The sequence below is a fragment of the Morganella psychrotolerans genome, assembly GCF_001676055.1.
Lineage (GTDB): Bacteria > Pseudomonadota > Gammaproteobacteria > Enterobacterales > Enterobacteriaceae > Morganella > Morganella psychrotolerans_B.
The window spans coordinates 23,272-36,824 of the sequence record NZ_LZEX01000016.1 but is presented as its reverse complement, the minus strand read 5'-3'; the positions used below and the strand labels follow the sequence as shown (position 1 = coordinate 36,824).

13 protein-coding genes, 1 pseudogene and 1 riboswitch are annotated in these 13,553 nt (G+C 50.5%); of the genes and pseudogenes, 8 read left to right on the top strand and 6 right to left on the bottom strand.

Annotated elements, in window-relative coordinates; all coding sequences use genetic code 11:
• The first annotated feature begins 411 nt into the window (after positions 1-411).
• Together purH and purD are read left to right on the top strand one after the other, a co-directional pair.
• Positions 412-2,001: a bifunctional phosphoribosylaminoimidazolecarboxamide formyltransferase/IMP cyclohydrolase gene (gene purH / locus AYY17_RS11385; protein ID WP_067423844.1), complete on the top strand. Its 1,590-nt coding sequence runs from the start codon at positions 412-414 to the stop codon at positions 1,999-2,001.
• A 26-nt stretch (positions 2,002-2,027) separates the two neighbouring features.
• Entirely contained in the window at positions 2,028-3,311 is a 1,284-nt protein-coding gene (gene purD, locus AYY17_RS11380) for a phosphoribosylamine--glycine ligase (protein ID WP_067423842.1), read from the top strand.
• A 24-nt stretch (positions 3,312-3,335) separates the two neighbouring features.
• Here the strand turns inward: purD and AYY17_RS11375 are convergent, their stop codons facing one another.
• The 6 genes from AYY17_RS11375 to nudC form a co-directional block, all read right to left on the bottom strand.
• Positions 3,336-3,989 carry a DUF1481 domain-containing protein gene (locus AYY17_RS11375; RefSeq protein WP_067423840.1) on the bottom strand — a complete coding sequence of 218 codons (654 nt, stop codon included), beginning with the start codon at positions 3,987-3,989 and terminating at the stop codon, positions 3,336-3,338.
• A gap of 47 nt (positions 3,990-4,036) precedes the next feature.
• Complete coding sequence (gene hupA / locus AYY17_RS11370) at positions 4,037-4,309, bottom strand: nucleoid-associated protein HU-alpha (protein ID WP_067401806.1); 273 nt, start codon at positions 4,307-4,309, stop codon at positions 4,037-4,039.
• A gap of 183 nt (positions 4,310-4,492) precedes the next feature.
• Complete coding sequence (locus AYY17_RS11365; RefSeq protein ID WP_067401804.1) at positions 4,493-5,083, bottom strand: YjaG family protein; 591 nt, start codon at positions 5,081-5,083, stop codon at positions 4,493-4,495.
• Positions 5,084-5,089: 6 nt separating this feature from the next.
• On the bottom strand, positions 5,090-5,833 hold the full coding sequence (gene nfi / locus AYY17_RS11360) for a deoxyribonuclease V (protein ID WP_067423838.1): 744 nt from the start codon (positions 5,831-5,833) through the stop codon (positions 5,090-5,092).
• Positions 5,834-5,868: 35 nt separating this feature from the next.
• On the bottom strand, positions 5,869-6,936 hold the full coding sequence (hemE, locus tag AYY17_RS11355) for a uroporphyrinogen decarboxylase (RefSeq protein ID WP_067423836.1): 1,068 nt from the start codon (positions 6,934-6,936) through the stop codon (positions 5,869-5,871).
• Positions 6,937-7,014: 78 nt separating this feature from the next.
• Positions 7,015-7,797, bottom strand: a complete 783-nt coding sequence (gene nudC / locus AYY17_RS11350) for an NAD(+) diphosphatase (protein WP_067365749.1) — start codon at positions 7,795-7,797, stop codon at positions 7,015-7,017.
• Positions 7,798-8,000: 203 nt separating this feature from the next.
• On the opposite strand from nudC, the gene AYY17_RS11345 reads away from it, so the two are divergent.
• From AYY17_RS11345 to AYY17_RS11320, 6 genes and pseudogenes are all read left to right on the top strand, one after another.
• The gene (locus AYY17_RS11345; protein WP_067423834.1) at positions 8,001-9,080 is read left to right on the top strand and encodes an ABC transporter substrate-binding protein; all 1,080 of its coding nucleotides are present in this window, start codon (positions 8,001-8,003) and stop codon (positions 9,078-9,080) included.
• Between the two features lie 10 nt (positions 9,081-9,090).
• Positions 9,091-9,915, top strand: coding sequence for an alkaline phosphatase family protein (locus tag AYY17_RS11340; RefSeq protein ID WP_067423832.1), 825 nt, complete (start codon positions 9,091-9,093; stop codon positions 9,913-9,915).
• Positions 9,916-9,937: 22 nt separating this feature from the next.
• Entirely contained in the window at positions 9,938-10,801 is an 864-nt protein-coding gene (locus AYY17_RS11335; protein WP_235845370.1) for an ABC transporter permease, read from the top strand.
• Between the two features lie 43 nt (positions 10,802-10,844).
• Positions 10,845-11,587: pseudogene (locus tag AYY17_RS11330) on the top strand (ABC transporter permease).
• 10 nt (positions 11,588-11,597) lie between these two features.
• The gene (locus AYY17_RS11325; RefSeq protein ID WP_067423829.1) at positions 11,598-12,626 is read left to right on the top strand and encodes an ABC transporter ATP-binding protein; all 1,029 of its coding nucleotides are present in this window, start codon (positions 11,598-11,600) and stop codon (positions 12,624-12,626) included.
• A gap of 9 nt (positions 12,627-12,635) precedes the next feature.
• A complete protein-coding gene (locus AYY17_RS11320) occupies positions 12,636-13,298 on the top strand; it encodes an HAD family hydrolase (protein ID WP_067423827.1) in 663 nt (220 codons plus the stop codon).
• 96 nt (positions 13,299-13,394) lie between these two features.
• A riboswitch (TPP riboswitch) is annotated at positions 13,395-13,514 on the top strand.
• Positions 13,515-13,553: the final 39 nt, after the last annotated feature.

The following is a 13,553-nucleotide window of genomic DNA, read 5'->3' as shown; positions in this document are numbered from 1 at the left end:
TCTTCTGCGTTGTTGCGAGGCTGCATATATTACGTTTTCAGCCCCTTTGAGTCAAGCGTTGTTTTTCAACTTTTTTCGCTTTTCTCTACTGTCGGCGCGCTTGTCAGCGTGTTGTTCCGTGTCAGTGGGGTGCATTATAGGGAGTCGCTTTCAGAAGACAAGTGTTAATTTTCGAATTTCTGACTGTTTGCTGCATTCCACAGCAAAACCCCTGCTTATACCGGGTTACGCACAAAGTTATCCACAAACTGTAAAAAATCATAAAATTCCCAAGCATCACAACGTTTGCGTTACAATCAGCACTATTAATGACCTGTTGATCTTTGCCCCGGGTTTTGAAATCTTATGCAATGACCGGGTTTCACCTGCACTCCACTCTCATTTTTAGCTGAACTCAAGGGATCCAAACTCATGCAACAGCTTCGCCCTATCCGTCGCGCCCTGCTCAGTGTCTCTGACAAAACCGGCATCATTGAATTTGCACAGGCGCTCGCCGCCCGCGGTGTTGATTTGCTGTCAACCGGCGGCACTGCCCGTCTGTTATCTCAGGCCGGACTGCCGGTCACCGAAGTTTCCGATTACACCGGTTTCCCGGAAATGATGGACGGACGCGTCAAAACCCTGCATCCGAAAGTACACGGCGGGATTCTGGGACGCCGAGGTACTGATGATGAAGTAATGGCGAAGCATCAGATAGAAGCCATCGATATGGTGGTAGTGAATCTCTATCCGTTTGCTGAAACAGTGGCAAAACCGGGTTGCACCACAGAAGACGCGGTTGAGAATATTGATATCGGCGGTCCGACCATGGTCCGCTCTGCGGCAAAGAACCATAAAGATGTGGCGATTGTGGTAAAGAGCAGCGATTACGCAACTATTATTGCCGAGATGGATGCCGGTCAGCACAGCCTGAGCTTTGACACCCGTTTTGATCTTGCGATTAAAGCCTTTGAGCACACCGCCGCTTACGACAGCATGATTGCTAACTACTTCGGGCAGCAGGTTAAACCCTATCACGGTGATACCACTCAGCCTTCCGGTCAGTTCCCGCGGACCCTGAATCTGAACTTTATCAAAAAGCAGGATATGCGCTATGGCGAGAACAGCCATCAGAATGCTGCCTTCTATATAGAAGAGAATATTCAGGAAGCCTCGATCAGTACCGCCGTTCAGTTACAAGGCAAAGCCCTCTCTTATAATAATATCGCTGATACTGATGCTGCACTTGAGTGTGTAAAGCAATTTACCCAACCTGCCTGTGTCATTGTGAAACACGCAAACCCGTGCGGCGTGGCTGTCGCCTCTTCATTACTGACCGCTTACGACAATGCGTTTAAAACTGACCCGACTTCTGCATTCGGCGGCATTATTGCCTTTAACCGTGAGCTGGATGCCAAAACAGCCTCTGCCATTGTTGAGCGCCAGTTTGTGGAAGTGATTATCGCCCCGTCAGTTGCTGAAGATGCATTACCAATTCTTGCAGCAAAACAGAATGTCCGCGTACTGACCTGTGGTCAGTGGCAGAACCCGGTTGCCGCACTTGATTTCAAACGCGTAAATGGCGGGCTGCTGGTACAGGATCGTGACCTCGGCATGGTCAGTGGCAGCGACTTACAGGTTGTCAGCAAACGTCAGCCGACAGAGCAGGAGCTGAAAGACGCGCTGTTCTGCTGGAAAGTAGCAAAATTCGTCAAATCCAATGCCATTGTTTATGCAAAAAATGATATGACCATCGGTGTGGGCGCCGGTCAGATGAGCCGTGTGTATTCCGCAAAAATTGCCGGGATCAAAGCCGGTGATGAAGGACTGGAAGTTGCCGGCTGCGCCATGGCATCAGATGCCTTCTTCCCGTTCCGTGATGGTATCGATGCCGCAGCCGCGGTAGGGATCACCTGTGTTATCCAGCCGGGTGGCTCTATCCGTGATGATGAAGTGATCGCCGCCGCAGATGAGCACAACATTGCCATGATTTTCACCGGCATGCGCCATTTTCGCCATTAATAATAGAAGAGACCGGAACTTACCTTATGAATATTCTGATTATTGGTAACGGCGGGCGCGAACACGCCCTTGCCTGGAAAGCGGCGCAATCTCCGCTGGCGGAACATGTTTATGTCGCTCCCGGTAACGCCGGTACGGCGCAGGAACCGCATCTTCAAAATGTGGCGATTGATGCAACCGACATTGACGGCCTGCTGGCCTTTGCACAATCTCACGATATCGGTCTGACCATTGTCGGCCCGGAAACACCGCTGGTGATGGGTGTGGTCGATGTGTTTACCGCGGCAGGTCTGACTATTTTTGGTCCGACAAAAGGGGCAGCACAGCTGGAGGGCTCAAAAGCCTTCACCAAAGATTTTCTGGCACGCCACCATATTCCGACAGCCGTGTATCAGAATTTTACAGAGATTGAACCGGCGCTGGCATACCTTAATAAAGTCGGCGCACCCATTGTTATCAAAGCAGACGGACTCGCGGCGGGCAAAGGCGTGATTGTCGCCATGACGCTGAAAGAAGCACAGGATGCCGTGCATGACATGCTGGCAGGTAATGCCTTCGGTGATGCCGGACACCGCATTGTCATTGAAGAGTTTCTTACCGGTGAAGAAGCCAGTTTTATTGTGATGGTCGATGGTAAAAATATCATACCGATGGCAACAAGTCAGGATCACAAGCGGGTCGGCGATGGTGATACCGGCCCTAATACCGGCGGCATGGGTGCATATTCTCCGGCGCCTGTCGTGACTGATGCTGTTCATCAGCGGGTAATGGAAAAAGTAATTTACCCGACAGTCGAAGGAATGGCCGCCGAAGGTAATACTTATCAGGGATTCCTGTACGCAGGTCTGATGATTGATGAAAACGGTGAGCCGAAAGTTATTGAATTCAACTGCCGCTTCGGGGACCCGGAAACACAGCCGATTATGATGCGTCTGCAATCTGATCTCGTGGCGCTGTGTCTTGCGGGGGCGCAGGGGCAGTTAGCCGGGAAAACATCGCAGTGGGATCCGCGTCCGGCGCTGGGAATTGTGATGGCAGCCGGTGGCTATCCGGGTGATTATCGTCAGGGTGATATCATTGACGGGCTGAATATTCAGGAAGCAGACTGCAAAGTATTCCAGGCAGGTACAGCGCTGAAAGACAACCATATTGTGACCAACGGCGGGCGGGTATTGTGTGTCACCGCATTAGGTGATGATATCGCACAGGCGCAAAAACAGGCTTATGCGGCGCTGCGTCATATTCAGTGGAACGGGGCATTTTATCGCCGGGATATCGGCTATCGTGCGATTGAAAGACTGAAAGACTAAGCAGTGATAAAACCTGCGGGAGATTTACAGTGAATCTTCCGTGGGTTCCCATTTACAGAAGTTATCGTTTGCAGCCAGCAAAATCTCACGCCCTTCCGGCGATTCCAGCCACGCAATATAGATAGGTGATGTACTGTTCCGCTGGCGCTTAGCCAGGAACTGTTCCGTTTCGGCATCAAACTCAACATACGATTTATCTCCCTGACAGTCAGTCACATAGCTGTCACGCCATTGTCCCTGCTTCAGACGGATGTCACCGGTGATAAGCGCGGTATTCAGGGATAACTGGCGCTCTGCCATAAAAGTTATCCGTGCCACTTCATCTGTACTCAGTGGTGATTTCTGTCCGTTCTTTTCCCGCTGCATAAAAATCGCATTGCCCTCGTGGTCAAGGCGCAGTTGTTCGGAGAAACCATTATCACCAAGGTATTCAGTACGGATTTGCCAGAGTTTTCCACGGCGAAATTCATAGACGGTCACAACCGTTTGTCCGTCACGGTACGGGCTGTAAACACTCATCAGAACACGGGAGACATTGTCGGCGTTAAGACGCCACATTCTGACAGCGCCATCATCCGCAATATAGCCGGAGGCACTGAAGGGAGGAAGTGTGGGTTGACCGGAACAGGCGCTGAGCAATGAGCAAAAGCCCAGTGCGAGCAGCCCCTGTCTAATCAACAAAAGGGGACGAAATCCCCCTCTGATAATCTGTTTTTGCAACGCAATTATTTTACTGCGTCTTTCAGTGCTTTACCGGCAGAGAAAGCTGGCACGTTTGCCGCTGCAATTTTGATTTCATTACCAGTCTGCGGGTTACGGCCGGTACGCTCTGCACGATGGTTAACTTTAAAAGTACCGAAGCCAACTAATTGTACAGCATCGCCTTCTTTCAGAGAGTCAGTGATGGCCGCCAGTGTGGATTCCAGCGCTGCTTTTGCCTGTACTTTAGACAGCTCTGCTTTTTCTGCGATAGCATCAATCAATTGAGTCTTATTCATAAAATATCCTTACAGTGTGTTTATCGTTTGCAAAGCATCGAGTGCGTCGGATATGTCATTTGACAGCCCTGATACACGCGCCCCGATAGCCACTTCTTTTCGCCCCTCACTGTAGACCAGAGACGGGGCAATTGTGAAGTCTTTAACATCGGCATTTATAGGCTTAAATCACGTTTTTTTGATTTAATCGCCTAAACTTACGCCAATATTACTGACCCCCGCTTCGCGGAGGTCTGATCTCAAGCCTTTTATCAACTCAATGTCGCGCTCTTCGCATGCAGCTAACAGGCGAAAAATTTCCCACTGAATATCCCACTCTTCTTCAACAGCGGGTAATTCTTTTAATTCTTCATCGGACATTTCGCGTCCGGCTTGTGTCATTTCCAGCATAGCGACTGTGCCGACCGAAATCTCACTTACCGCAATAGCATGTTCCAGCGTTTCACCGCTCAGACGCATGTGGATAAGTTCACTGAGTGCCGCACAGGCATCAATAGCCGGAAACACACCGTAAATATCATAGTCTTCACCATCAGGGATAGCTTCTTCCAGCTTTTCCAGCTGGCTGTCAAAGTTCACTTTCGCATCTTTAACAGTAAGTACTTCCCAGATGAGTTCCAGAATACGCCGGTAAAGAGACGGATCAGCAAACCCGGTCTGCTGACAAAAAACGGCATAATTGGGATACATTCTCTCGCACAGACTTGCTGCGAAAGTGAGATGCTGCCAGCTTTCCAGTTTTTCCAGCCGTAAATGGATCGGGTTCTTTAACATTCCGTATTACTCGTTACTCTGACATGTGCCGCAGTTTACCTGAAAATCCATAATATCCACATCTTTACGTGGAAAATCTGGATATTTCTGTTTCAACCGGACGAAAAACGTTCGATTTGAGGCAATACCATCAGCCCAGCGGGTGGGTTCAGGCAGGCGATAGCCGCGGATCATGGCTTTCACCCACACTAATGCCGTGTCAATACTCACAAGGTGGCCGGGAGAAATGAACAAGGGATTACAGCGCGCTTTGCTGCGCCAGACCCAGCCGAGCTGTTCATCTTTATCCGTGAGAGGAGATTGTGCATCCACACCTTGTGCAAGTTCGTCATAGTGCCCGCACAGGCGGCTTTTGGCGACGCCGATAGCCGGGATATTCAGTGTTACACCCAGATGACCGGCAACACCGAGACGGCGCGGGTGCGCGCGTCCCTGCCCATCCACCAGCACAAGATCCGGTTTTAAGGTCAGTTTTTCCCACGCAGCAAGAATGGCCGGGATTTCACGAAAAGAGAGCAACCCCGGGATATAAGGTAACTGAGTGGGAATGCGGGCAATCTGATACTCCGCCACAACCAGGTCAGGGTATGTCAGGATAACGACAGCGGCGCGGGTTACCCGCCCTTCATCCTCAAAACCAACATCAACCCCCGCCACATAGCGGGGATCGATAACCACATCCTGCAAACTGACCTGTTGTGCCAGTTCAATCTGCCGGGCTTTCAGCATACGGGTGTCAATCTCTGACATCACGACCTCCGTTACTCTGTTAAAGCGGGCTGATATCAACCCTGATGGTATTTCCCTGACAGGCGGTGTACCGCGTCAATAAAGGCGCCGGCATGCTCAGGCTCCACATCCTGATGGATACCGTGTCCGAGGTTAAACACATGCCCTTCGCCGTGCCCGAAACCGGCCAGAATTGATGCTACTTCGTCTTCAATACGCACAGGTGATGCATATAACATGGACGGATCCATATTGCCCTGAAGTGCGACTTTATCACCTACACGGCGGCGCGCATCCGCGATATCCGTTGTCCAGTCCAGCCCCAGCGCATCACAGCCGGTTGCTGCCATCGCTTCCAGCCACTGACCGCCGCCTTTGGTAAACAGAGTTACCGGCACGCGGCGTCCGTCATTTTCACGGATCAGCCCGTCGATAATTTTGTGCATGTAATGCAATGAAAATTCAAGATAATCACGCCCGGTCAGTACACCACCCCAGGTATCAAAAATCATCACAGATTGTGCGCCGGCTTTGATTTGTGCATTCAGATACAAAATCACGCTGTCTGCCAGTTTATCCAGCAGCAGATGCAGTGTCTGTGGTTCGGCATACATCATTTTTTTGATTTTTGTGAAGGCTTTGCTGCTGCCGCCTTCCACCATATACGTGGCTAATGTCCACGGACTGCCGGAAAAACCAATCAGCGGGATATCGCCGTTCAGGGCTTTGCGGATAGCACGGACAGCATCCATGACATAACCCAGCTCCAGTTCCGGATCCGGCACCGGCAGCTTTTGCACATCACGGGCACTTTGCACCGGATGCATAAAACGCGGGCCTTCGCCGGTTTCAAAATAGAGCCCCAGCCCCATCGCATCAGGAATGGTGAGAATATCGGAAAAGAGAATCGCCGCATCCAGCGGGAAACGACGCAGCGGCTGCAATGTCACTTCACAGGCCAGCTCTGTGTTTTTACACAGTGCCATAAAATCCCCTGCCTGTTCGCGGGTAATTTTATATTCAGGCAAATAACGCCCGGCCTGACGCATCATCCATACCGGGGTGACATCCACAGGCTGACGCAGTAATGCACGCAGATAGCGGTCGTTTTTCAATTCACTCATGACAGACTCCAAAAAGTTAATGGCCGCGTAACGTATTGATGTACGTTATAAAAGCAGCATTGTAACATGCTTTCAGTATCACGCGTCTTCATCATCCTGACGGCACAGTGCAACCGTGTCTTCTATCAGGCGGCGGGCAATAGTATCCGGTGGCGGAATAACCGGAAGGTTATCATAGTGATACCAATCAGCACTGAGTAACTCGCCGGGATCATGATGGATTTCACCGTCGGCATAATCCGCCAGAAAGCCCATCATCAGTGAATGCGGGAACGGCCACGGCTGAGAAGACACATAGCGGATATTCTGAATTTCAATGCGGCTCTCTTCCATCACTTCGCGGGCAACCGCTTCTTCCAGGGTTTCCCCCACTTCCACAAATCCGGCAAGTACCGTGAACAGCGGTGCATTTTTATGGCGGCGGTGCTGTGCCAGCAGAATAGAATCATGACGGCGGATGCCGACAATAATGCACGGTGCTATCTGCGGATAATAACGTTCGCGGCAGGCATCACACAGGCATGCCCATTCGCTTTCACTGTATTTCATTGCCGCACCACAATAGCCACAATAACGGTGTGAGCGGTAAAATTCCGCAAGCTGCACGCCACGTCCGGCCATTTTGAATAAATCATCATTGTCTGCGGCAATAATACGGGGCGAGCACATATCTGAGCGCATTTTTTCACGGATTAGCCAGACCGGCAGCCCCTGCCATTCGCCAATACGTACTGCCGGTTTGCCGGTCAGCATCCATTGCGCCGCACTGCCTTCCGGTAATTGCCCTTCCGGCAGCCAGACCCGGTTGTCTGCGCTGATAACCCAATACCCTGTTTCATCGCCCGTTAAAATCTGCTGCATAGTTTCACGATATCTTGTTAATAAAATAGTGATGAATTAAATCATACTCTCTTCACAGGGAGAACACCCGGCATGCAAAGCGGTTACGCTTTCTGCCTTTCCGCTGTCAGAAAAGTGTCATATCAGTGTCAGCCCGTTGTCACAAATGCGTCATACCCTACCATCGTCTGCTTATACTTAGTCAGCTAACTTACGAGGGTATTATGAAACAATTTTCTGCTCCGGTTATCACCAAGACATTACTGACTGCCGCCGTTATTACAGCATCCTTTTCCTCATTTGCCACAACAGATAATGCCCGGTTAGACGAATTAATTGCCGCCGCCAAAAAAGAAGGTGTCGTGTACAGCGTAGGTATGCCAGACGCATGGGCGAACTGGAAAGGAACCTGGGCCGATATTGAAAAGCTGTATGGTCTGAAGCATCAGGATACAGACATGAGTTCGGCACAGGAAATTGCCAAATTTGCCGCTGAAAAAAATAACGCCACCGCGGATATCGGGGATGTCGGCGCATCATTTGGTCCGGTTGCCGTACAGAAAGGCGTTGTTCAGCCTTATAAACCCACCACCTGGGATCAAATACCTGACTGGGCAAAAGACAAAGACGGTAACTGGGCGCTGGCCTATACCGGCACCATTGCTTTTATCATCAATAACGACCTTGTTAAAGACCAGCCGAAAAGCTGGGCAGATCTGCAAAACGGTAAATACCGCGTCACTATCGGCGATGTCGGGATAGCCGCACAAGCTAACAGCGGCGTGCTCGCAGCCGCCTTTGCCCTCGGCGGTAACGAAACCAATATTCAGCCGGCAATTGATATGTTTGCACAATTAGCCAAACAAAAACGTCTGTCACTCAATGACCCGAGTGTGGCCAATTTAGAAAAAGGCGAAATTGAAGTGGCCGTGATGTGGGATTTTAACGCCCTCAGCTACCGCGACCAGATTGATGCCAAACGCTTTACCGTGGTGATCCCGTCTGATGGCTCTGTGACATCCGGTTACTCCACCATCATCAATAAATTTGCCAAAAACCCGAATGCGGCAAAACTGACGCGTGAATTTATCTTCAGTGACAAAGGACAGCTTAATCTCGCCGAAGGCTATGCCCGCCCTATCCGTGCGGCACACCTGACACTGCCGGACAGCATCAAAGCAAAATTGCTGCCTGAATCTCAGTATACCAGTGCCAAACCTATCACTGATTTTGATGGCTGGGAAAAAACCTCCCGCCAGTTGCCTAAACTGTGGCAGCAGAACGTTATCATCAACATGAACTAACGGAATGACCATGAATCACGCTGTTATCCTGGTCGTTCTGGATGGCTTAAACTACCGCACAGCCCATGATTGCATGGGCTTTATGCAGGGTTTGACTGAATCTCAGGACGCCACACTTTACCGCCTTGATTGTGAATTACCCTCACTTTCCCGTCCGCTGTACGAATGCATTCTGACCGGCATCCGCCCGGTCGACAGCGGGGTTGTTCATAATCAGGTTGTGCGTTTGTCATATAACGACAGTATTTTCTCCCTGGCACAAAAAGCCGGAAAAATCACGGCGGCTGCGGCGTATCACTGGGTTAGTGAGTTATATAACCGCGCACCATTTGATGCCGTTCGTGACCGCTTCACGCATGATGATTCGCTGGCTATTCAGCACGGCTGTTTTTATCAGGCAGACAGCTATCCGGATGATCATCTGTTTATGGATGCGGAATATTTACGCCGTGAATACCATCCCGACTTTCTTCTTATTCATCCGATGAATATTGATGATGCCGGACATAAGTTTGGCGGCGATTCCCCGCAGTACCGCAACAGTGCCCGCCGGGCTGATGGTTTGCTCTCCGCTTATCTGCCGGCATGGCGGGAAGCCGGTTATCAGGTGCTGGTGACCAGCGACCACGGTATGAATAATGATCGCTCACACGGCGGCATTCTGGATGAAGAGCGCCATGTGCCACTGTTTGTTGTCGGGGATGCCTTTTCTCATGATGATTCTCTCCCGGTAAAACAGACACAACTGTGCGGGGCAATCTGCCGGTTACTCGGCCTGAGCGGACACGACAAAGCCTCTGTGCCTCACCTGCTGCGGGAAGACCACCATGGCTGATATCCTGCCGGAGCTGACCGTCATGAAAAAACAGCAGCATATCCGTATAACATCACGTCGTATTGCACTGAAACCGATGCTGTTACTGTTGCCTGCGGCAGTCCTGTTTCTGCTCTTTCAGCTTGCACCGATGCTGTGGGTGATTATTAACAGCTTTATTTATGAAGATGCCTGGTCATTTGCTAATTTCAGCGAGATTTTCACCAGCCCTTTTTATATTCAGGCATTTGAAAACACCTTATGGATTTCCGCTATTTCAAGTGTCGGCGGGTTGATTCTTGCCGCGCTGTTTGCCGCCTCTCTGCAACATGCACCAGCGCGCCCCCGCCGCTGGCTGATTGCCTTCACCAATATGACCGGAAACTTCAGCGGTGTGCCGCTGGCGTTTGCGTTTGTGATAATCCTCGGCGTGAACGGCGCGGTAACTCTGCAACTGAAAGCCTGGGGCGTGATTGATGATTTCAATCTCTACAGCGCCACGGGGCTGATGCTGATTTATCTCTATTTTCAGATCCCGCTGGGTATTTTACTGCTCTACCCCGCGTTTGATGCGCTGAAACCGGAATGGGAAGATGCCGCCAAAACCATGGGTGCCGGACGCTTTGCTTACTGGCGCTATGTGGCGCTGCCGGTGCTCTCACCCGCGCTGCTCGGTACCTTTATCATTCTGTTCGCCAATGCCGTGGGCGCTTACGCATCCACCTATGCGCTGACAACCGGTAACTACAATATGGTGACCATCCGTATCGCCAGCCTGGTCTCCGGGGATTTATTCCTTGAACCCAATATGGCGGCAGCGCTATCCGTATTACTGATGATTATTCTTGGATTTATCACCGCAACATATCATTGGCTGCTGAAACGGAGTTACCATGCCAAGTGCTGATCTTGCTCTGACCTCACCGGCAATTCCCCGCTACCACAAAATTATGCTCAGCATCATTGTGGTCATGCTGCTGTTACCGATTGCCGCCACGCTGATTTATTCGTTTTCCTCCCGCTGGGGTGCGACTGTACTGCCGGACGGGCTGACACTTCAGTGGTATCTGAAACTCTGGCAGGATCCGCGTTTTCTTGCCGCTTTCGGGCGCTCGCTGTTTATCTGCTTTGTCACCCTGCACTCAGCGCCCTGGTGATCCTGCCGCTGGTATTTGCCGTGTTCTATTATTTCCCGCGTCTGAAAGGGCTGATGGAAATACTGATTATTCTGCCGTTCGCTGTGCCGCCGGTGGTGTCGTCAGTCGGATTACTGCAATTGTTTGCTGACGGACCTTTCCCGATTGTCGGTACGCCCTGGATACTGATCGGCACCTATTTCACTATTGCGCTGCCGTTTATGTACCGGGCGCTCGCCAACAGCCTCAATGGGGTGCCGCTGAAAGATTTAATGGATGCCGCGCACCTGCTTGGTGCAAACACCTTTAAAGCCGTTTTGCTGGTCGTGATACCGAACATCCGTAAAGGCTTGCTGGTATCACTGCTGATCGCATTTTCTTTTCTGTTCGGTGAATTTGTGTTTGCCAATATCCTGGTCGGCACGCGCTTTGAAACACTGCAAATTTATCTCTATAACATGCGCCAGACGAGCGGGCATTTCACCTCCGCGCTGGTGATGAGCTACTTTGTTTTCACCCTGATCCTGACACTGACAGCGTCGCGTTTAAGCCGCTGAGGAACTGCTGATGAGCTATGTAATTGCTGAAAACCTGACAAAATCCTTCGCTGCCACCCCGGTATTTTCCGGGCTGAATTTTTCAGTGGAAAAAGGGGAGTTTATTACTCTGCTCGGCCCCAGCGGCTGTGGGAAATCCACCTTACTGCGCTGCCTTGCCGGTCTTGAGTCTGTTAATGACGGGAAAATTTATGTGAATAAACATGACATTACTCATGTGTCGCCACAAAAACGTGAAATAGGCATGGTATTTCAGAGCTATGCTCTGTTCCCGAATATGAGTGTGGAGCGCAATATAGCCTTCGGTCTGAAGATGCAAAAAACGCCCCTGCGTGAGCAGCAAAAAGCCGTGGCAGATGTGATTAAACTGGTCGGGCTGAACGGCAAAGAGCAGCAGTTACCGCAGCAGCTTTCCGGCGGGCAGCGTCAGCGTGTGGCACTTGCCCGGGCGCTGGTGATGAAACCCCGGATCTTGCTGCTTGATGAACCGCTTTCCGCACTGGACGCGCAGATCCGCAAACATCTGCGCCAGCAAATCCGCCAGATCCAGCGGGAACTGAATTTAACCACTATTTTTGTTACTCATGACCAGGAAGAGGCGATGCTGATGTCTGACCGTATTTTCCTGATGAATAAAGGAAAAATTGTTCAGAGTGATACCGCGGAAAATATTTATACCCAGCCGGCTGATGAATTTGTGGCGCGCTTTATGGGGCATTACAACCTGGTCAGTGCGGAGCATGCAAACAGCCAGCTCGGTCTGAATCTCAGCGGAATTGTCGCTATCCGTCCGGAGTCGATTTATGTGCGCGAAACCGGTCGTCAGTACGGCGATCACATTTCTCACCCGGTATCAGGTACAATACGTGACAGCCAGTTACTGGGTAATATCATCCGTTATCAGGTAGATACCGGACTGGGCGCACTGACGGTTGATCTGCTGAACCGCTCCTCGGAGCGACTGTTTGAACAGGGCACACAGTTGGAACTGATGTTCAATAAAAATGAAATCCGCGCCCTCGCCCCGTCAGTTAATTAAAGGAATACCATGTCTGTATTAGCCATTTTCGATCTCGATCATACTTTAATCGCCGCAGATAGCAGCCTGTTATGGACAGAGTATCTGTGGGAAAAAAAGATTATTACGGATCCCGCCTATCTCGATGCAGATAGACAAATGATGGAAGACTACAGCACCGGCAAGCTGGATATGGCGGCCTATATGGCGTTTAATCTGAAATCTCTGGGGCATGCCACAGTGGCGCAGGTAGATGAATGGGTTGCCGATTTTATTGACTGCAAAATCCGCCCGGTTATCTATCCGGATGCGGTAAAAACGCTCGCATTCTACAAAGAGAATGGCGTGCCGATAGTGATTATTTCTGCCACCAGCGATTTTATCGTCAAACCGGTGGCAAAGATGCTGGGTGTTAATCTGGCTTTCGGCATCGAACTGGAAGTGAAAGATGAACGCTACACCGGGGCGTTACAAGGGATCACCACCTTCCGTGAAGGAAAAGTTGAAAAACTGGCTAACTTCCTGGATATCCGCCAGTTTTTACCTGAACGCACGATTTTTTATACTGATTCCGCCAATGACCTGCCCCTGTGTCACTATGCAACAGATGTCCTGACCGTCAATGCCGACCCGGTACTACAGGCCGAAGCAGAAAAACAGGGCTGGACACAGCTGGCGTGGTCTTTAGCATAAAAATAAAGCGCAGCCAACGAACCTGCAGTTTGAATGAATAAGGGTATATAACAAACAAAATCAGTTGAGGTTTTATAAACCCCCCTTATACTGAAGTCTTTCTTGTCGGAGTGCCCAGCATTTATCCTTGTGATAAATCGGGCTGAGACCGTTAATTCGGGATCCGCGGAACCTGATCGGGTTAGTACCCGCGAAGGGAACAAGAGTAATCTTTTCTTTTAACCGCTGTTGGTGGTATCAATCTGTAATCAGATC